At 70.4% G+C, this 18952-nt stretch carries 15 protein-coding genes and 2 pseudogenes; 6 read left to right on the forward strand and 11 right to left on the reverse strand.

The window, feature by feature from the left end; genetic code table 11:
* Positions 1-1289: 1289 nt before the first annotated feature.
* From ACIPYQ_RS09160 to ACIPYQ_RS09175, 4 genes are all read left to right on the forward strand, one after another.
* A complete protein-coding gene (locus ACIPYQ_RS09160) occupies positions 1290-1763 on the forward strand; it encodes a hypothetical protein (protein WP_401247858.1) in 474 nt (157 codons plus the stop codon).
* 2132 nt (positions 1764-3895) lie between these two features.
* Positions 3896-5167 (forward strand): hypothetical protein, encoded by a 1272-nt coding sequence (locus tag ACIPYQ_RS09165; protein WP_401247861.1) that lies wholly within the window; start codon positions 3896-3898, stop codon positions 5165-5167.
* A gap of 116 nt (positions 5168-5283) precedes the next feature.
* Positions 5284-5937 (forward strand): hypothetical protein, encoded by a 654-nt coding sequence (locus ACIPYQ_RS09170; protein WP_401247864.1) that lies wholly within the window; start codon positions 5284-5286, stop codon positions 5935-5937.
* Between the two features lie 193 nt (positions 5938-6130).
* On the forward strand, positions 6131-6334 hold the full coding sequence (locus tag ACIPYQ_RS09175) for a hypothetical protein (RefSeq protein WP_401247867.1): 204 nt from the start codon (positions 6131-6133) through the stop codon (positions 6332-6334).
* A gap of 355 nt (positions 6335-6689) precedes the next feature.
* Here ACIPYQ_RS09175 and ACIPYQ_RS09180 read toward each other — a convergent pair whose 3' ends face one another.
* From ACIPYQ_RS09180 to ACIPYQ_RS09195, 4 genes and pseudogenes are all read right to left on the reverse strand, one after another.
* Positions 6690-7550, reverse strand: a complete 861-nt coding sequence (locus tag ACIPYQ_RS09180) for a hypothetical protein (RefSeq protein WP_401247870.1) — start codon at positions 7548-7550, stop codon at positions 6690-6692.
* Between the two features lie 909 nt (positions 7551-8459).
* On the reverse strand, positions 8460-8714 hold the full coding sequence (locus ACIPYQ_RS09185; protein ID WP_401247873.1) for a hypothetical protein: 255 nt from the start codon (positions 8712-8714) through the stop codon (positions 8460-8462).
* Between the two features lie 3 nt (positions 8715-8717).
* On the reverse strand, positions 8718-9614 hold the full coding sequence (locus ACIPYQ_RS09190) for a hypothetical protein (protein ID WP_401247876.1): 897 nt from the start codon (positions 9612-9614) through the stop codon (positions 8718-8720).
* A 24-nt stretch (positions 9615-9638) separates the two neighbouring features.
* Positions 9639-10008 (reverse strand): annotated as a pseudogene (locus ACIPYQ_RS09195) (YbhB/YbcL family Raf kinase inhibitor-like protein); the annotation flags it as partial.
* Between the two features lie 104 nt (positions 10009-10112).
* Between ACIPYQ_RS09195 and ACIPYQ_RS09200 the strand changes: the two are divergent.
* Positions 10113-10799, forward strand: coding sequence for a GntR family transcriptional regulator (locus ACIPYQ_RS09200; RefSeq protein WP_401247879.1), 687 nt, complete (start codon positions 10113-10115; stop codon positions 10797-10799).
* A gap of 28 nt (positions 10800-10827) precedes the next feature.
* Here ACIPYQ_RS09200 and ACIPYQ_RS09205 read toward each other — a convergent pair whose 3' ends face one another.
* The 7 genes and pseudogenes from ACIPYQ_RS09205 to ACIPYQ_RS09235 form a co-directional block, all read right to left on the reverse strand.
* The gene (locus tag ACIPYQ_RS09205) at positions 10828-11169 is read right to left on the reverse strand and encodes a chitosanase (protein ID WP_401249301.1); all 342 of its coding nucleotides are present in this window, start codon (positions 11167-11169) and stop codon (positions 10828-10830) included.
* 55 nt (positions 11170-11224) lie between these two features.
* Positions 11225-11410: pseudogene (locus tag ACIPYQ_RS09210) on the reverse strand (endo alpha-1,4 polygalactosaminidase); the annotation flags it as partial.
* Positions 11411-11478: 68 nt separating this feature from the next.
* Positions 11479-12168 (reverse strand): response regulator, encoded by a 690-nt coding sequence (locus tag ACIPYQ_RS09215; protein ID WP_401247882.1) that lies wholly within the window; start codon positions 12166-12168, stop codon positions 11479-11481.
* A gap of 4 nt (positions 12169-12172) precedes the next feature.
* Positions 12173-13423, reverse strand: coding sequence for a sensor histidine kinase (locus ACIPYQ_RS09220; RefSeq protein ID WP_401247884.1), 1251 nt, complete (start codon positions 13421-13423; stop codon positions 12173-12175).
* Between the two features lie 25 nt (positions 13424-13448).
* Positions 13449-14327 (reverse strand): lysostaphin resistance A-like protein, encoded by an 879-nt coding sequence (locus tag ACIPYQ_RS09225; RefSeq protein WP_401247886.1) that lies wholly within the window; start codon positions 14325-14327, stop codon positions 13449-13451.
* A gap of 623 nt (positions 14328-14950) precedes the next feature.
* Positions 14951-17941 (reverse strand): hypothetical protein, encoded by a 2991-nt coding sequence (locus tag ACIPYQ_RS09230; RefSeq protein WP_401247889.1) that lies wholly within the window; start codon positions 17939-17941, stop codon positions 14951-14953.
* Positions 17938-18378: a hypothetical protein gene (locus ACIPYQ_RS09235; RefSeq protein WP_401247892.1), complete on the reverse strand. Its 441-nt coding sequence runs from the start codon at positions 18376-18378 to the stop codon at positions 17938-17940. Before ACIPYQ_RS09235 ends, ACIPYQ_RS09230 begins: the two co-directional genes overlap by 4 nt.
* Between ACIPYQ_RS09235 and ACIPYQ_RS09240 the strand changes: the two genes are divergently transcribed.
* Positions 18377-18940: a DciA family protein gene (locus ACIPYQ_RS09240; RefSeq protein WP_401249304.1), complete on the forward strand. Its 564-nt coding sequence runs from the start codon at positions 18377-18379 to the stop codon at positions 18938-18940. The two genes, ACIPYQ_RS09235 and ACIPYQ_RS09240, sit on opposite strands and share 2 nt — an antisense overlap.
* Positions 18941-18952 lie beyond the last annotated feature (12 nt).

The following is an 18952-nucleotide window of genomic DNA, read 5'->3' on the forward strand; positions in this document are numbered from 1 at the left end:
GCCGGCAAGCTTCGATGGGAACTCGAGCAGTCATGCAACGACTGCGGAACCGCGCACGACTGGGGCTGGGGAGCAGCTTCTGAACTCGTTCGGGAGCTCCTTATTGCCGAGCACGGATGCCGCTGCCTCCACATTGCAACGCCCGGGGCCTCCGGAGGGAAGATCCTCAAGGCTTTCCGGGATGGCCTGGGTGTGACAATCGTGGAGGCCAAGGAGGCGGCGGGCCGACTCGCTTCATCAGGGTTCCCCGGAACCTTCGTGGAGGTTTCTCTGCTCGCAGAACTACTCAATTCCTCCGGAATTGAAGCAACTGTTCGCGAATGCCGTGAACGGGAGTATTAGCTTCGACCCCTCATGACGGTCCGCCAGTTCATCTGGCGGACCGTTTCATTCTGTTCTGCGGGTTGTGGGCAGGCCCGGCCCGGGGGCAGTTTCCTGACATGCTCTCGCTCCGTCACTGTTTCCGGAGCGGTGAGCTCACAGGCCCAGGAGCCTCCAGGGCAGGTTCGCCTGGCCGGCGCTGCCGAATGCGTGAGCGATGCGTGAGCGGACGTGCTGGCATGGCCTGGTCTGGCATGGATCAAACGGCACGGTGCACCTCGCTGACCAGGCATCGCCGGACCTCGGTGGACTGAGTGGGATGGCCCGGCGTGATCTTGCCGGGACTTCCAATCTGCGGGTGTGGGGATCAGGTCGTGCGGTGCTCGGGCGGCCGGCGGATCCGCTTCAGTGCCAGCGGCAGGGCCCGGCCGTCGGGGTCGAGCGTGTAGGTGGCAGGTCCGGGCAGGGGCTGGTCGTGGGTCAAGCCCGGCATTGGGCGGTCCGCGCTGCCGATCGGCGAGCGTCGTGGTGCTGACCCGGCCTCCTGCGGTGCGCCATTCGCCGAATTGGAATGGGCGGTCACGACTGGCCGAAGCGGATGAGATGGTCAAGGAGTTTGCCCTGCGAAGCTACTCGAAAAAGGCCAACACCCGAACGTTTGCAGGCGCCTACAATTCCCGGCAGGAGAAATTTCATTCGCATCTTCGGGAGGACGTTACCCCGGAGCCAGCTATTGTGCTGAAGGTAACGCCTGTTGGGCATTGAGGGGAGATGTCTCCGGCATTATGTTCACTAATACCTGGACAGTGAAAAAGGCGAACGGATCTCTGGTCGCCTTGCCTAAATCGGTCTGCGTAGAATATCAAGTAGACTGCGATCAAGGTAGCTTCATATCGGGCATCCAGCCGGCCGGCGGAGGGTGCTGGGTAAGGAAAGGTTTGGTTCCGTAGGTGCAAAGATTCGACTTGGTGTCCACCGAGGCGGCGCTCCATAACTGGGTGGGATTGAAGTGTGGGTGCGGAAATTCTGCAAAGCATATCCCCGTCGACTTCATGCTCTCCTTGGAGGGGCCGCCACCAGTGAATGAGGGAGACAGGTGGGCCGACAATCATGCCTTCATTCAATCCAATCTGATGCAGCCGGCGATTGCGACCGCATCCCTGATCATGTCGGCCTTCGCTGAAGGGGTACCGCAAGGCCACAGGCGTCAATTGTTCGTTGTTTTGCACGCCCTGGTGAATGGTGAACAAGACGATGTTGCGGATGAATGCCTTCGGGTTGCGGAAGGTGGGAAATGGTTCCTCTATGAGGAGATCTCTTCGGGGCGTGACATTGACAATGCCTGGTATGCGTATGAGATTCTGGAGCTCATGTCGACCGAGGGCGGTAGGCTGCGATTCTACACAAATGAAATGCGAGACAACCTCCCTCCGGATCTGTAGTTTCGAGAATTAATGTCGCTAGGTAGACCTCGGTGGCGCCAAAATGCATTTCAATTGACGCCGCCGGCCTGGCTGGCGGCTGCCCGGTGCCGTCCGTGCGGGTCAGGGTTGACCCAATAGCCCTTCATCAGGGGCGGGACCTGAGGAGCAGGGCGAGCATCGGGACCGCCGTACGGCGTCGTATATTCGGGAAGCGCGGTAATCCCTTCGAATCATTGCAGCACGCGCCGACCCTCAGGCGTGCCGCGCTTTGAGCTGGTGCGTGTTCGCGGGAACCAGCCACCGCAGCTCGCCTTGTCGGCCACGGCGTCCGTGGCACCCCGCAGTCCGGGACGGCGGGCGCTGGTGGTTCGATCCCGTACGCCGGCTGGGATTCAGGCGAACACGGCCTGGCGCGGCTACAGGTGGGCCAGGTGCTCGCGGACCGGGCTGGCGAGCTCGGCGTAGAAGTCGACGCGGTCTTGGGCCTGGAGGACCTGGGCGGACACGGTCAGCAGGCCGGTGCGGGCCTCGGGTCGGTCCAGGACGGGGCCGGCTCGGTCCGGATGCGGGCGGCTGCCTCGGGGGCCAGCAGCGCATACACGTGGAGGGTGGCCGCGTCGTATCCGTACGGGGCTCGGCCCCATCCCGCCCAGTCCAGGATGTGCGGGCTGCGGGTGACGTTGCCGTAGGGGAGGTCGCCGTGGGCGGTGGTTCAGGTGACGTCGTCGACCTGGTGGCCGGTTTACTCGGGGATGACGCGGCGCAGGTACTGCTCGCGTGCGGCCTCGCGGTCCGTCGGCGGTGGGACGTCGGCGAGGGCGTCGAGGGCGGCGACCATCTCCTTCCACCACGTCTCGGGCAAGCTCGGGTCCTCGTCGAGGACGGGCGCGGGGAGACGATCCGGTCGGGGGCGAAGCGGTACAGCTCGGCCCGGTATGGGTACGCCCGGTGGTTCAGTCCCGGATGCGGAACAGGTCGGGGCGCGGCACCGACGCGGGGAGGGCGCGGGAGGTGGATGGGCCGTCCCGCAGCTTGTCGCCCTCGGTGCCGGCCTCGGCGCAGACCACTCGGAGCCAGTGTGGCCCGGCGGCGCGCCCGACAGGGTTCGCCCCCGGTACCCCCACAACCTGCCGTCGGTGGCTCGTAGGCCGAACTGGTCGGCGGCGTGCGGCGTGCTGCTGGGCGGCCGGCATCCGGTCGACGGAGGCGGGGGCGGGGGCGTCGAACATGGCGGGGCGTACCTTGGGTGGGAGACGGCGGACGCGTCCTTGGATACCAGCTCGGTGGCGAGAGCCGCGACCTGTTCCACGGTGAGGCCGGAGCGCTTGGCCAGATCCCCAAAGTGAGACGGGCGCCGGACACCAGGGGCTCCAGTACGGGGCGCACGGACGGGTGGAACTCCCACTCCCACCCCCTTGGAGAGCACCATGGACCCGAGCGTCAGCGGCGAACCCGTCATCCTGGAGGAGGACACCCAGGTCGACGTCGGCATACACCTTCTGCCAGGCGCTCTCACCCTCACCCAGAACGGCAGGGACTTCGAGGCGTACCACGCCCTGGTGGAGTTCGCGTCTCCCCACGGCACACCGTGGACAGCGCGAAGGTCAAGTTCTCAACGACGCCTGCGACGGCCCAAGGGCCGGCCTGCCCGCCGCGATCTGGAAGGTCGTGGCTCTCGCCGCGACTTCCGCCGGAGACGTCGGCATCACCTACGCGCCTCCTGGCGAGGCCCTGATGTAGGAGCCCTCGTTGGACGGGTCGTCAAACCTCCTGCGGAACTTCGGCGATGAGCACCATGCGCCGCCCGCTCGGGCACGGACCGGTCCCTGCCGTCGCCGCCCAGGAGTCGCCAGTGGCTCCTCGGCGGACTGCCGCGTAGCAGGACGCCGGAAGCCATGTTCGGCGGTTTGGCCCGAAGGAGGTGTCACACCAGCGTCCGCCCCGCAGCCCCCCCGGTAGCGGGCAGGTGCGGCTCAAGCCGAACGCCCTCCGCGTTCGTCAGAATCACACCGCCCCACGCCCGGCCTGACGACCGGACAAGCAGACATTCGCAGAATCTGGAGGTCGGCACACCTCGGGGGAACTTCGGGTCTCTGACCCCGGATGCCCTCGCGGGGCGCGGTCAGAGGTCGGGGCTACTGTGCTGCCCCATGAAGATCGAATGCCTTCTCGAGGACCTGAAAAGCGACGACGCCGCGCGCGTGGAGGTCGCTGCCGCACGGCTGGCGGAGCAGGCCGACAGCGTGCTGCCGACCCTGCTGCGGAATCCGGGCGATGCGCGGCGGACCTGTGATCTGAAGCCGGTCATGGAGGTGTTGAGGCGCATCGGGCCGTCCGCCTTCGACGCCCTGCTGGCGGCCTGGCGCGCGAAGCAGGTGTCGGACTGGGAGGCGGGGCGACTCCTTACGGCGTTCGACGAGCGCTCCGCCGACCAGTACGCGGCCCTGGCGGCCGATCCGGACTTCGAGACGTCGGACAACGGCTTCTCCGGGCTCGCCAGACTGCGGGTGGACTCCGAGGCCGGACTGACGGCCCTGGTGGGCTGCTTCGCCCGCGGTGGCCGCATCCCTTACAAGGCATCCGACTACGCCCGCCTGCTGCACGACTCCTTCCGACCGCGGCTGCGCTCCCTGCGCCGCGACCCGGCCGCGCCCCCGGGGATCCGCCGGGCCGCGAGGACCGCGCTGGTGGCGGGCGGCGGCGTCGACGCGCTCGACGACCGCGATCGGGCGGCGGTCGAGCGGCTGATACGGGTCAAGATCCTGGACGAGATCCCCGAGCTTCCGTCGACGGCCCTGAGCGGCTGGTGGATGGCCGTGCCCGGGGCGTCGTACGAAGGGGTCTTCGAGGCCCTCGGCCTGCACGACCGGCGGCCGCTCACCGTCGCGGCCGGCATCGAGGCCGCGGAGGGCCGATGGGTTCAGGTGCCGGGGCCGGAGGGCGCCGACCGCACCGTGGGGCGGGTCTTCGTCACCCCGGAGTTGAACGGCTGGCGCCTCGTCTTCGGCGCCTTCGAACTGCTCGTTGGCGACGATCTCTGGGAAGGCATGATCGAGACGGCTGAGCGGGTCAGCGTCCACTGCGGCCAAGCCCAGTTCTTCTTCCTGGACGACGCCGGCGGCTCCGACATGTGGATGGTCGCCGAGAACGGCCGGATGATCCGTCGGTACGCGGCCGAGGGCGACCCCGCATGGGAGGGCGACCCGCTGCCGTGGGAGACCCTCGCGGCCGACGAACCGGGCTTCAACCCCGCGTACGACGAGCCCAACGCGGGCGCCACGGGCGCACGGTCCGCCTGCGGGCACCTCTCGGTCGACCCGGGTGAGGTCGGCCCGGACACCAAGCGGCGGGGCCATGGCTGGCTGGCCCTCACCGCACCGGGCGTCGGCCACGGCGCGTTCCCCGGGACGCTCCGCCTCTAGCACCCGTCCGACGGCCCTGATCCGGCCCGATCCGAAAGGCACGGCTTGAGCGGCTCCGGCACCTGCGAACCGGTCCCGGACACCGGGCTGTCAGTGCCCTTTGGCAGCATGAACTCATGAGCAAGGTAGTGAACTACAGCATGGCGAACCGCGGCGAGATCGTGCGCTTCGTGCCCGCCCTGGACCTGAGCGCCGACGAATCGCGACGCCTGGACAACATGCGTGTCAGGGCGAAGGCACGTCAGGACAGCCTCGACCACCAGGGCGTGGACTGGGGGCTGTCGGTCCCGGACGCCCTGGAGGAGCTGGTCTCCGGCCGGGCCGACTCCGCCGCCGATTACGCCGGTTGCGCCTACTACGCGGCCCTCCAGATCATCATCGACCACAACGCGAGCGACAGCGCGACCCTGGCGAGCTACCGGAGCCCCGTCACCTACTTCTCCGCCCTGGACGACGCCCTCAGCTCGGCGGGCGTCCCGGCCGACCTGCTGCCCTACCAGTACGTCTTCAGCGGCCCGCCCTCGGAGATCGGGTTCCACATACCCCATCCCCTCGAGGGCTCACCGGAGATCGGCTGCTGGCCCCTCGCGAAGGCCGGCCCCGCGGTGGAGGCCTACCGTGCGGTGCTGGACCGCGTCGACGCCGATCTCCGGTACGACCTCGGGGAGCTCATCGAGGCTCTCGACGGCTGGGCCTCGGAATGGAACGAGGGCGAGGGCGCCTGGTGGTGGGCCGAGGACGGCTCGATCTTCTTCTCGATCACCGGCTGACCCACTGAGGAAGCGGCCGAGGAAGCGGCCGCTCCCTCCGGGTCAGGTCCAGCCGAGTTCGGCGTAGGGACGGCCGGCGCGGATGCCCTCGATCGCCGCCCTGGTGTGGGCCGTTTCCTATGCCCCGGGTGACCATAGGCGCTGCCCCGGCCGAACCTTGATCCTGAGAGCAGAAGGAAGGTTCCATCGCCGGATGGCTGAGACTCACATTGACCTGGGAGTCGTGACGGCGCCGTCGGGAGTCCTCGTGTTGGGGATGGCGTCGTGGATCGACTACTGGCCGCAGCTGGGCCGACCGCTGTCCGAGCGTGCAAGTGCCGCGGCATCGGTCGGCGGCGGACACGTCCACGACTGGTTGTGTGAGCTGGTCGCGGTTCGTGGTTCGCGCTGCTGGTGACAGGCCATTGATGGTGCAAGCCAGCACGGCGGCGTCGCCCTTCGACGGAGGACCAGCCATCGCAGTCCTTGAGATCGATCTCGGTCATGGGGGCCAACGTCTGCCGCGAATACGCGACACATCAACATGCGGGCCTACGAGTCCCGAGGCGGGACCTGCTGCCCGACCCGGCCGTTCCATCACCTCGATCGCCAAGCTCCTCGGCGTCTCCCCGGGCACCCTCTACAACCACATCCCTGACCTGCGCGAACTGCGCGCCGGCGCCGGCGCCGGCGCCGTCCCCGTCAGCTTGAAGCTCGCACGAGGTAAGCGAACCCCAGCAAGATCGTTCTCACCGGGATTTCGTGTACCTCAACTACTCACCTGGAGTCTCCCACTGCCCCCTGGCCACGCCGTCCGTGTCCGGTACGACGGCGCACCAGTCGCCCAGCGTTGCATCGGCCAGCATGAGGGAGAGACCGCCATTCGTGACCTCGGAGAGTGTGTCGGCTCCACCGGGGTAGTTCCGGTGGGTCAGTTCGCCGTGCGGCAGCGGGGCCACGAAAGCGGTGAAGTCGTCTTGCAGCAGCTCCGATCTGGGGTTCAGCTCCGGCTCGATGGCCACGCAAACCAGCGAGCGTGGCCGCAGCAGTCGGGCCACTTCGGCTGTGTTCTCCGGCGTCACGCGGAACCATCTGCACCCCTGAGCGCCGTACGCCCAGCGCTCGCAGATCAGGGTCAGGCGTTCGGACACCCCCGCCACCCTCGCCCAGAAACCCGCGTCCGCGACGGCGTCGACGGGGTCCGAGACCTCTATGGGTTCAGGAGTCGCGTCTCGCCAGTGGAACGTCACGCCCTCACCATGGAGTCCCGCCAGATCGGCTGCCAGCGCTGGTGTGGTGTAGAGGTGTACCGCTCCGTCCCATCCCGACTCGATCTGAAGTCTCCCGGGTGCGGCGAGCTGACAATACGGCCCGCGCCCGGCTGCCATTCCCTCGGCGAGACCTATCGCTTGCGGCGGCCGGACCTCCGCACCGTTGCGCAGGCCGCGGTGCTCTTCGGGAAGGGGCTCACTCACCAGCAGCCCGCCCACCTCCAGGAGGTCGGCGCCACTCTTCTCAATCACGGCTCCGAGCATCTTGCGAAGCTCCGCCGCGTACGCGCTCCAGGCAGAGGCTTCCGCCAGCTTCTCTCGCACGCGGTCGCTGCGGGGGCTGATGATCAGCTCTTTGCTCATTTCGCCAGCCACTTGAGTCCTCGCAGCTCTTCGTTCGGCCCGATGCCCCATCGTACGTTTCGTCTCGGGCCGAGCCCCCCCGACGACGGCCGGGCAGCGAAGACGAGTGTCCACAGCCGCCGCTACAGGTGCACCCTGGGTCAGGGGGAGGAGACCAGGGCCGTGTCCTTCGGGTCGTCGTCTGCGTTGGTGGTGCGACGCGTGCATCGGCTGGGCCCCCACGCCGGGCCGGTGTAGTCCGCGGCCCCTGATTCCGCGCTCTGGCATCGGGGCCGCGTCAGCTTCCCCAAGGCAGACGAAGGCAGCCTTGGGATGCCTGCCTGGTCGGCCTTCTGCACCTTTGGTCAGCCCTGCATGACCTTTCGCCAGTCTCGCCGAGCTGGGCCGTACGCTGCCCACCTTCGACGTCGAGATGCTCTGGTATGGGTGCGGTTTGCTGATGTTGCTGCAGCCCTCGGAGCGGCGATTGCCGGGGCTGTCAAGCCCCCTGCAGGGTGGGCGTTCACGAAGTAGGGCCATCGCTGGAGTGGTCGGCCTACTCTTCAAGAGGTGAAGCGAAATGAGACCCGCAAGCAGCCTCCCCAATTCGAACTCCGCTTCGGCGGACTGCATCTGACGCTCCAACGCATTCCAGCGTGGCTGGTCACGCTGGTCACCGCCGCGACCACCGCGGCTGCGACGTGGTGGACACACCGATAGCAGGGCTACAACCCCACGAGAGCAGGGGCGGCCCGCCACGGCCTTCGGTGGGATGCAGCCCGCAGGCGCCGCCACGGGCCCCGGTCCGAAGAGGTACTCGCCGGCGGCGCGACGGACGTCACCGGGTCCGGTTTCGTCGGCAGGGAGAGCAGCAAGCCGGGTTCATCGCCAGCGTCGACGTCCCGTTGATCAAGAAGCAACCTTGCATTCTCAGCTGCGGCCGGAGTCCACCACGGTGAAGATGACCCGGCAGTGCGGGGCGTGCGCCTTGACCTCCCGCGCCGTCCTCAGTGCTTCCTCGAATCGAGGCCGGACCCGCACCCGGGTGCTGACCTTCTCGCTGAAGATCTTGTCGCGGGGGAGGCCGTGCTTGCCGAGCGCGTCGAGCTGGGAGTCGAGTTCCTGGCCGAGGTCTACGCTGGCCTCCTGAACGGCGGTGATGCGTCGACCGTTTGAGTGCGCCACCGTTTATGCGAGATCGGACCGTCCGCGAACGGCCTGGAACGTTCCCGCCGCGGTGAACGCGTGGGCGATCGGCGTGATGAGCGAGGCGAAGCGGCGGGCACCCGCGGTGCCGATCGGCGCCCACAGCGCGGCGCAGTGCTCGTCCGTTTCCACTTCGATGCGCTCGCGTGCCGCACTGCCGGCGTCGGTTACCACGCCGTGGGAGTCGAGCCAGCCGCGCGCGACGAGGCGTGCCGTCGCTGCGCTCCACTCCTCGTCGTCCCACTGACGGGTCGCTCGCGCGAGAGCTGTCGGGAGGCGGCCGGTTGCGGTGTGCAGAACGAGGCAGTCGCACGGCCCGAGGCCGTTGTCGGCGAGTACGACGAGATGGGCGTCGCCGCGCCACTCGCGCGCCACCGTGATCTGCTGCCACAGTGCGACAAGGGGATCGGATGGAAGCGCGACCGAGGCGTTCGCGGCGGCCAGTACCTTGCCGGCGTAGTCGGCACCGGCGACGACCGGGTCGATCAGCAAGCGCGCCTCGGCAAGGTGGTCGTCCGTCAGGCGTACGTTGACGCGCCGCATCGCCCGACCGGCGGCCAGGAAACGGGCGGCCTGCCAGCGCTCAGGCGGCGCGGCGTCCCACACACCCGCCATGGCCCGCACTGCCCGCGGGCTGAAGTTGTAGAAGGCCGCGAGCGTGACTTGCCACGGAACCGCGCCCATCGCGGCCGACCGGAAAGCCAGATACGCCGGCCCGCGGTCGGGCACGCCGAGCTCGGCGGCCTCCTCGGCGCTCTCGGGGGCAAGGTAGATGAACAGGTGGGCGGCGCTGACGACGCGGCTGACGTCACGGACGGCGTTCAGGTCCATCGGGCCGTCGCCGAGGAGGGCGGAGTCGGGAAGGTCGTCGAGGTGCATGGCGGTGGTGTCTCCGGGGAGTCGGGCGGCGCCGATGTAGGGGGCCGCGCGGGCGTTGTTGGGTAACTGGTAGGCAACCTCGGGAAGTTGTGAGCCGGTGGCGTAGCCCGCGCTCTCGGGGAGCTCGGTGACGGTGGCGGGGGTATCGGCGCCCGCCCAGTGCCAGAACCCGGACCCGGTGGGGGCGTCGGGGTCGTAGGCGGCGACGGCGTGGCCCTGGGTGCCGTCCGGGGCGCCGCTCCAGGGCGGCTGCGGGGATATGTCCTTCCCGCCAGGCAGGCCCGGAGGGGTACTGCTCGGGTGGCCACGCGGCGCCGTCGGCGACGTTGGTGTTGGTGGTGCTGGTGACAGTGAACGAGACCGCGTGGGGGAGACGGGCGAAGGGGCCGTTGGCAGGCGCGGCGGTCGTTCCTTTCTGGACGAGGGCGTCCCCACCAGCTCATTAATCGACAGTAACATAGATAATCGATTATCTGGTGGATCGTCTAGGGTGGGCTCATGACTCAGACGGCGCCCTCCTCCACCCCGCCGGGGAAGCAGATGCTTTCCGAGCAGGTCTACGCACACCTGCGAGACGCGATCATGCGCGGGGACCACTCTCCCGGCGCCCCCCTCAAGCCGCAGGACCTTGCCAAGGAGCAGGGCGTGAGCTTGGCCGTGGTGCGCGAGGCGCTCGTGCGGGTGGTGGGCGAGGGGCTCGCCGACCGGCTGCCCAACCGCGGTTTCGCGGTCCCGTCCTTCTCCGACCGCCGCTGGCAGGAGATCGCGGAAGCCCGCCGGACCGTCGAACCGGTCGTACTGCGCATGTCCATCGAACGCGGCGACGTCGACTGGGAGGCCCGCGTGCGGGCCGCCCACCATCGTCTGGTGCGCACTCCGGCGTACGTGCCGCAGGAGAGCGAGTACTACACAAGCGCTTGGGCCGAGGCGCACAGGGCCTTCCACCGCACCTTGCTGGAGGGGTGTGACAACAGCGCCCTGCTGGAGACGTTCGACCGGTTGTGGACCGCGAGTGAGCTGGCCCGCCGTTGGTCGGCGCACCGCAACCCCGACCGGGACGCCGCCGAGGAACATCGCAGGCTGGAGGAGGCGGCGTTGGCCCGCGACGCCGACACCGCAGCCGCGCTCCTGGTCCGGCACCTCACCTTGACCGCGGCTGCTCTGACCGACGATTCAGGCCTCTGAGGAGGATCGGGTCCTCCCGGCGCCGTAGCTAGGGGATGAACCGGGACAGCGGGTTGTCCGGGGATCGGACGGTGTATGCCTCGATCACCTTGAGCGCGTCGCCGCCGCTGGTGGTGAACCCCGCCCGGCCAGCTGTGACACCCGTGCCGTCGCGGATGTTCTTCGCGTAGCCGTACTGGATCTCGGTGGTGTTGTTCTCGAAGACGCTGACCAGCTGGTCGGCACGGCGCCGCTGCTCGGCGGTCAGTCCGCCACCGGCCGCGGGCGGACACCGGGCCGCGGGGGCCCGGTGGCTGCACGGGCCTGAAGGCGAAGACGAGGCCGATGGTAACGGTGGCGGTGAAAGCTGCTCGCGGCGGACGATGCTGATCTTGTCGCCCTGCCTGGCAGGCCTTCCTCGTGCCGGACTCGGTGTACTCGATCACGATCACGTCGTTCCCGAACGCATCGGTGCGGGCGGCGCACTCGTCGTACTGGCCGCACTCCTCCACCACGGCGAAGTCGGCGCCGACCTCCTTGCGGGCCGGGGCCAGTTCCGGGGTGATCTTCTGGCCGACGGCCAGGTTCTTCTCGTGTGCGTGGGCGGCGAGGAGGGAGAGGAAGGCTTCCACGCCGGCTTCGCCGCCCTGGAGCTGTCGGGCGGCCAGGAGAGGCCCGGCTCCAGGCAGGTCGGGGCCGGTCAGGCGGTGCCGGACACCAGTCCGGCGCGGTGGGCCAGGACGACCGCCTGGACCCGGTCGCGCAGGCCGAGTTTGGTCAGGATCCGTGAGACGTAGGTCTTGACGGTCTCCGGGGCGATGAAGAGGGCTTCGGCGATCTCCGCGTTCGAAAGGCCCTCGGCCACCTGCCAGAACACCTCCAGCTCGCGCGGTGTCAGTGCCTTGACGACCTTCTCGCGTTCGGGGTTGGTGGGGCGGATGTGCTCGGCGAAGTGGCCGATGAGGTGACGGGTGACCGCGGGCGCGAGCAGGGCCTCGCCCCGGGCCACCGTCCGGATCCCGTTGACCAGCTCGGCCGGGGGTGCGTCCTTGAGGAGGAAGCCGCTCGCTCCGGCCCTGAGGGCGTCGTACACGTACGCGTCGACGTTGAAGGTGGTGACGACCAGGACCTTCGGCGGGTCCTCGGCATCGGGTCCGGCCAGTTGCGAGGTGGCCTGGATGCCGTCGAGCAGGGGCATCCGGATGTCCATCACGACCACGTCGGGACGCAGCCGCCACGCGGCCTGGACCGCCTCGTGCCCGTTCTCGGCCTCGCCGACGACCTCCATGTCGGGCTGCGCGGAGAAGATGGTCACGTAGCCTGTGCGCACCAGTGCCTGGTCGTCGCAGACGAGTACGCGGATCGGCGGCGGCGCGTCGCTCTGGCTCACGGGGCTACTCCTGCACGGGTTTGGTGGGAATCGTGGCGCGGACCTCGAATCCGCCCTCGGGCCGGGGTCCGGCCTCCAGTTGACCATCGAGCATCCGTACCCGGGCGCGCAGCCCGGCAAGACCTCGCCCGCCCGCAAGACCTCGCCCGCCCTGCGGTCCCGGCCCCTGCGGCATTGGTGCGGCCTGCGGGGAGCAGGCGGATCCGTCGGTGATCACCGTGATCTCGATGCGTTCCCCGCCGTGGTGGACCGAGACCCCCGTCGGCTGCCCGGCCGCGTACCTCATCGCGTTGGTGAGCGCCTCCTGCACCACGCGGTAGGCGGCCAGTTCCACGTCCACCGGCTGCGGCCGCCGCTCGCCCTGCTCGCTGAACTCGACCGGCTGGCCGGACCTGCGGGCCCCTTCGACGAGGTCCGTCACCCGCCCCAGGGTCGGGGCCCGCTCCGTACGCGCCGCCTCTCCGGCCGCGCTCTCGCCGGTCGCCTCCAGCACGCCGAGCAGATACCGCAGCTCCCTCAGCGCCCGCCGCCCGGTGTCGCTGACGGCAACCAGCCCCTCTCCGGCCCGCTCCGGCGCGGAAGCGATCAGGAACTGTGCCGCGTCGGCCTGGACCACCATGGCCGTCACGTGGTGGGTGACCACGTCGTGCAGCTCACGGGCGATCCGGGCCCGCTCGGCCGCCGTGGCCACCTCGGCGGCCAGCCGCCGCCGTTCCGCCTCTTGCGCCCTGCGCACGCGCACGCTGCTCCCCACCAGCCAGATCGCAGCCAGAGTCAGATAGAACGCGGAAAAGTCCGCGACGCCCAGCGGCGAGCCGAGACGGTTCAGGACGAAGGCCAGGGCGACGTAGCCCGCGCTCGCTGCGGCCGCCGTGCTCCGGCGGAAGCGGACCTGATGGGCCCCGGCCGAGTACAGCGCGACATACAGGCCCACGCTGCCGAACGTCGTCGCGAAGCCCAGCGCCTGGTGCGCGGCGAACGCAGCGGCGACGACGGCCAGACAGGCGGCGGGCCACCTGCGCCGGGCCGCCAGCGGCAGGGTCTGGGCCAGGGTCAGCGCGATGCTCAGCACGCTCGCCGGCCGCTCGGGCAGATCGCCGAGCTGCGCGCCGATGTTCGGCAGGGTCGGTACGAAGGCGAGCAGCGCGAGCACCAGGGCCAGGACGCCGTCCTGCAAGGAGGCGCCCTCTTCCCTCCACCAATTGAGCGGCGCCCGGAGCCGTGAGAGGCCCCAAGACGCCTGACGGGACGTCACTTCCGTATCCTCCGGTCGGTCTGTGTCAGTGCCGGGCCCGCCGCCGGGGCAGCAGGTTGCCGCCCCGGCGGGCGAGGACGAACATCGGGACGGTGATCAGCAGGCTGAGGAGGATGGGCACGACCGATGCCTCCAGACCGAAGATACCGCCGGTCAGCAGCGACGAGCCGTGGGCCTCCACCGTGAACAGGCCGTCGGGGGTGTGCCCGGAGAGCGGAACACCGGCCAGCTGCTGAACGGTGTTCCAGGCGAAGTGCAGGCCCGAGACGAACCAGATGCTGCGCCGCCACATGTACGCGGCGCCGAGCATCACACCCGCCTGCAGAGCGATCGCCAGCGCGCTCCACAAGCCGGCCCCCGCCCCGCCCAGATGGGCTGCACCGAAGAACGCCGCGGTCACCGCGATGGCGATCCGGCTGCCCCACCGCTGCTCCAGGCCCTGCAGGAACAGACCGCGGAACATCAGCTCTTCGGTGACCGCGGTACCGATCTGCACCATGACCGCGGCGCCGACGACCGGAAGCAGGCTCTTCCCGGCCCAGGAGAAGGAATAGCCCCCGAACAATGAGATCAGCAGCAGGGACACGAGGATGAAGCCCAGGCCGATCCCACCGCCGAGCAGCGCCTCGCGCAGCGCGCCGGGCCGGGCGATCTCCGGCGTGGCACGCCCCGCGAGCCGGCGCATCACCAGCGCGTACACGGCCACCGCAGCGGCCGCACCCAGCACGGGCACCGGACCGGGCCCCGTCGTGGTCACACTCGCGACCAGCCCGACCCCGACCAGCCCGGTCACCGTCCAGCCGAGCGGGGAGTGCAGGATCCTGCCGAAACGGCCGCCCCGACCAACCGGCTCGTTGTCCGGACCGGGGTCCGCTTCGTGCTTCGCAGTGGATGTCGTGCTCATGATGGCCTCCCCTGTGGCGGTGGTCGCACCGGCGGCGACCTGACAACCACGCTAGGAATCCGGAGGCGTCCGCGAATCACCCGCCGATGGACAGCCCTGGTAGCTCTCACGGGGGATGCGGCGCCGAGGTCGAGGTGACGGCCCCCGCCCGGGCCCCTGGCCTTCGCGCACGACGAGGGACAGCTGCCCGGCGGTGCCGCCACGTCGGTGATGGTGCGCGTCCAGGGCAAGCTGTCCGGCAGATATCCGCGCGACACGACACGCTGCACCGGCTGGATAGCGCACTCGGGGGAGCGGATTGTTGTCTTCGACGTAGACCTTGATGGAGCCCTCGTGAGCCTCCGCACAGGCGGTCGCCGTTCCGCCCAGTTCTTGCACTTGCACCATGGTGCGGTCGAAGAAGTCCCTGCCCGAGGGCCACAGACAGGCCAGCAGCAGGTCCTGGTGGTACGCGAGCAGCTGTCCGTCCTCGACGCGGAGCGTGACGGGGAAGAGGGACTCCTCGGTCCGGGCGGCACAACGATAGCCCCGGAGCCTTGTCGAAGTTCAGGCAGGGAGGACTTGGGTGGGCAAGGTGCGGGCGGTCCGGCACGGGTTCTCTGGAGCGGACGGCTGGTTGGGTCTCAGGGGGCTTGGCGTCGCGCCGGACGGACGAGCCACCGCCACGGCGGGTGGTGCCGGCGGATCCTCCGGCGCACCGCGCCGGCCTCCGCCGCCGCGCCAGTCTCCTCGTAGAACCGCGCAAGGAGCCCGAGAGTGCGGACCACGTCCTCGCGGTACGAGCCGGGGCCGGCAGCTGTCGCCATCAGGTCCTCGTACACCCCGACCGCACGGCGCAGCAGCTCTCCGACTCCCGTGTCACGCCCCATCGCCCGACGATGGAGAGCAAGCCGGACGAGCGCCTCCGCGTGATCGAGACGGTCCCTCATCAAGCCGTCCTCGGCCAGCCGCCGGTACGCGTCGGTGATCTCCGTGCGCGCGGCGAGCCCTGCGGCGCCTTCTCGTGCCGCCACAGGCTGGAGCAGGGCGATGAGGCGCCGGGCGTAGACCGGTGCCTTGATCCGCACCATGTACCTGTAGACGGCGGTCTCCAAGGCGTCGGTCGCCTCGCCGGCCTGCTGCGGTCCGTAGTGCGCTCGGGGCACGCCGCTCACGTCAGGCGGTGGTCGCATGCGGCTGCGCAGGTCGTCGGCCTCGGCGCGGACCACACGTGCCTCTGCGGCGCGGCCCTTCGCTTCCAGGGCGCCGGCGTGGGCGCGCAGGGACTGTTCCAGCGAAGGGGCCAACGCGTCCGGGTTCGCCTCGGCACGACGCCGGTTCATGGCGACTGCCCGGGTGCTCGCGTCGAGGGCCCGCCCCCGCCAGTCGGTGCCGACGGGGAGGGCATGGCGCCAGGTGAGCAGGAGGCCGGAGAGGTTGGACAGGGCCAGTGCGTAGGTCCCGGGATGGTCGGGCCGGTCGCCGACCGTCCGGGGCCCGAGGAGGTGCACCGCCCCCTCCGTCGCCGCGACAGCGGCGCCGCCGCGCCCTGAAGCGGAGAGGTCGGCACCGATGTTGAGGAGGGTCGCGCCGAGGTCGTTACGGTGCCGAGCGGCGTCCTGCTCGGCGAGCAGGACAAGCACGTCGAGCGCCGTGGCATGGGCGCGGAACCCCTCCGCCCACCGCCCGACGGTACCGAGGGCCTGCGCGTGGTCGCAGAGGGCGAGCGCCCACCGGGCCTGTCGGCCGTCGGGGCCGAGCCCGGCGAACCGGCCCTCGGGGTCGGTCTCGGCCAGGAGGCGCTCGAAGTGCACGGCCCGTTCCGCCGCTTCGACGGCCTCGTGCGGTCGGCCCAGACTTGTGTGGCTGGTGAACAGGTTGGCGTACGCCACGCCCAGGTGCGGGGTCTGCGAGCCGGGCCGCTCGGCCTCCAACCGCTCCAGGAGCGCGACGACCCGCACCGTCGAATGGTGTGCCTCCTCGTACCGTCCGGCGCCGCGCAGGGCGTTCGCCAGCTTGCCGTGGACGACGGCGTGCCGGTCCGGATCGTCCGTGGCCGCCAGCCAGTGCCGGGCGAGCCGTTCCACCAGGACCGCGCGGGCCGGGTCGAGGTCGGGGTGCTCGTGCTGGGGGAGAAGAGCCTCGATCGCCTCGAGGAGTGCCATGTCGATGTCGTCGAGCGCGGCTACCGCGCCGAGTGCCCGTCCGCCGGCGGCGACGGCGAGCCATGGTGCCTGCCGCAGCAGCGGGTACAGGTGGTCATGGCGCATGTGCCGCCAGCGTTCGGCGGCCGCGACGAGGAAGATCAACGCGCGGGGCGTCCAGGGCGCCGGCCGCCCGTCGCCGCTGTGCAGCAGGAGGCGGCCGAGCGCCTCCGGGGCCCAGGAGGACGGCGGGTAGACGCTCTGCGCGCAGTGGCCGGGAAGGGTGAGGGCGAGGAAGTCCTCGGCGAGCCGGTCGGGCAGCAGGGGTTCGAGGACGACGGCGGGCTCGGATCCGGAGGGCGGGTAGCAGATGCTGTGGTCGGCGAGGACCCGCTCGGCGGGGTGCGGTGTGGCGGGCGGGCTTGCGGTCACCCTGTCGATGACGTTCCGGCCGGTCTCCCGGCGTACGGTCCCCGTCAGTGCAGCCGCGAACACGGCGCGGTTCATCACCTGTGGCGGAGTCGTGTACGTCCGCCCCGCGGCGGCCGTCGCGCGGCCCGCGTCCTGGGTGTGGAGCCGCGCCCAGTGGGCCTGTTCGCGGTTGAGGAGGTACGTGACCAGGCCGACGGCGTCGGTGGGTGTACGACGGCCGTGAAGGTGGGCGTCGACGGCGACCAGGGCGGCCATGTGGACGGCCAGCGTCAGCCCGAAGTCCGGCCCGTCCAGAGGTACCGGCGGGGGCATTCGTAACGGCGTGCTGTCGGGCGCGCCCGGGGCGGCTCCGAGGCAGGCGGCGAACGTGTCGCGTGCGGCCTCGAACATCTCGGCCCGTTCGCCGCCGCGCTCCGGCAGGGGCTCCAGGGCCTGGACGGAGGTGGCCGCCTGGGAGTCGTGGAGGGCGGCCTGCACGGCTGGCCACTGGTCCGTGCTGCGGGCCAGCAGCAGCACCCGGGTGGGCAGGTCGCGATGGTGGAGCAGCCGGTTGCTCAGCAGCCAGGTGAGGTGGGGGAGCGGCCAGTGGTCGGCGTAGTCGACGATCAGCAGCACCCCTGCGGCGCCAGCGGCCCGCAGGTCGCCGCCGGCGCTGCCCGGGAGCACGTTGCCGGGGGCGTGCACGGCCCTCACGACCTTCCACCCTTCGGCGACGCTGTCCCGGGCGAACGCCGCCGCGAGGCGGCTCTTGCCCTGGCCGCCGGGCCCGTGCAGCCAGCGGACGGCGAGCCGTCGGCCGACGGCGCCGCGCCACGCGCGGAGCTCGGCGAGCTCATCCGTGCGGCCGGTGAAGGGGACGATCTCGTGCCGGGCGCTGAGCAGGCGGCTGGGCAGCTCCCGCAGCCATTCCTCGTCCGACTCGGGCGGGGGGAGCCACTCCTCCAGGACGTAGGAGGGCAGCCCGTCCACGTACACATGGAGGTCTGCGCCTACCACGCCGTACGCGAAGCCCCCTTCCGCGGTGACGTGCTGACGCGCCGACGGGTCCGGCGCGCTCATACGGGGGAATCGCCGGCGGCCGGCCGGTGATGGTGCACATGCACGCTGCTGCCGGGTCCCTGGGCGCCGAAGGCGACGCCGCCGGCGTGCGCGGTGATGTGCTGCGACCACTCCTGGGCGGCCGGGGGCACGGAGACCTCCTCGATCAAGGCACGCAACTCGTCTGCGGTCTCCGGGTGTTCGCGCAGCAGGGCGCTGATCCGGCGTGCCCAGGGGCGTACGAGGTCGTTGCGTACGCCGTCGGTGTCGTCGCTCTCGCCCGTGACCAGTTCCGCGTCACCGTCCAACTGAGCCTGCAACGCGGTGGACCGCTCGTCGCCACGGCGGTGGAAGAGCTCGACGACACGCTCCCGGGTGCCCTCCCACGCACTGGTGGCCATGGCCGCCACGATGGTCGTCGCCCCCGTCATGGCCAGCATGGTCATCGGATCCGACATGGAACTCCTTTCCGGGCGTCGGGTGACGTCATGCCGGCGAGGGTACCGACGACGTCGGGTTCCGTCCGGTGTGACCGGGGGATGCAGCCCGAACGAGTGGCGCGGACCGATCTGCCTCTGCGGCGCCCTCCAGCGGCGGCACGGTCGTTGGCCAGAAGGCGAAGTCGAAGCCGCGGGTAGTCCGTACGGTGCGGTGCGACGGGCGCGAGCCGTTGGGGCTCGGTGCCGCGCTCGGCGCGCTGGTCACCGAGCGGGCCTGGACGCTCCCGGCCGCCGCGCTTGCCTGTGCGGGCGGTGGGCGGCCATCGCCCCCGACCTCGCCGGGCACGTCGCCGCTGTGGGCTTCGATCCGGAGTCCGGCCAGCTCACTGTGTGCCCGGACTCGCCGGCCTGGGTGACGAAGGCGCGCCTGGAGCAGGCCCGAGTTAGCGCGGCCGCCAACGCCGCGGCCGGCCGTACGGTGGTGCGCGCCCTGCGGATCCTGCCGCCCGGAGCTGCACCCGCGCCCGCCCGGGCCGACGCCGCCCTCGCACCGGTCGAGCCGCCCGCCGCTCCGGTGTAGCGACGGACCCCG

This window comes from Streptomyces sp. NPDC090045, from assembly GCF_044747975.1.
Lineage (GTDB): Bacteria > Actinomycetota > Actinomycetes > Streptomycetales > Streptomycetaceae > Streptomyces.

Excerpts from the sequence above, each read along its gene's own strand:
- ACIPYQ_RS09190 (WP_401247876.1), bottom strand. The coding sequence starts at position 9,614 with ATGCACCTCGACGACCTTCCCGACTCCGCCCTCCTCGGCGACGGCCCG.
- ACIPYQ_RS09165 (WP_401247861.1), top strand. The coding sequence starts at position 3,896 with ATGAAGATCGAATGCCTTCTCGAGGACCTGAAAAGCGACGACGCCGCG.
- ACIPYQ_RS09225 (WP_401247886.1), bottom strand. The coding sequence starts at position 14,327 with ATGAGCACGACATCCACTGCGAAGCACGAAGCGGACCCCGGTCCGGAC.
- ACIPYQ_RS09170 (WP_401247864.1), top strand. The coding sequence starts at position 5,284 with ATGAGCAAGGTAGTGAACTACAGCATGGCGAACCGCGGCGAGATCGTG.
- ACIPYQ_RS09230 (WP_401247889.1), bottom strand. The coding sequence starts at position 17,941 with ATGAGCGCGCCGGACCCGTCGGCGCGTCAGCACGTCACCGCGGAAGGG.
- ACIPYQ_RS09175 (WP_401247867.1), top strand. The coding sequence starts at position 6,131 with ATGGCTGAGACTCACATTGACCTGGGAGTCGTGACGGCGCCGTCGGGA.
- ACIPYQ_RS09235 (WP_401247892.1), bottom strand. The coding sequence starts at position 18,378 with ATGTCGGATCCGATGACCATGCTGGCCATGACGGGGGCGACGACCATC.
- ACIPYQ_RS09200 (WP_401247879.1), top strand. The coding sequence starts at position 10,113 with ATGACTCAGACGGCGCCCTCCTCCACCCCGCCGGGGAAGCAGATGCTT.
- ACIPYQ_RS09180 (WP_401247870.1), bottom strand. The coding sequence starts at position 7,550 with ATGAGCAAAGAGCTGATCATCAGCCCCCGCAGCGACCGCGTGCGAGAG.
- ACIPYQ_RS09240 (WP_401249304.1), top strand. The coding sequence starts at position 18,377 with ATGGAACTCCTTTCCGGGCGTCGGGTGACGTCATGCCGGCGAGGGTAC.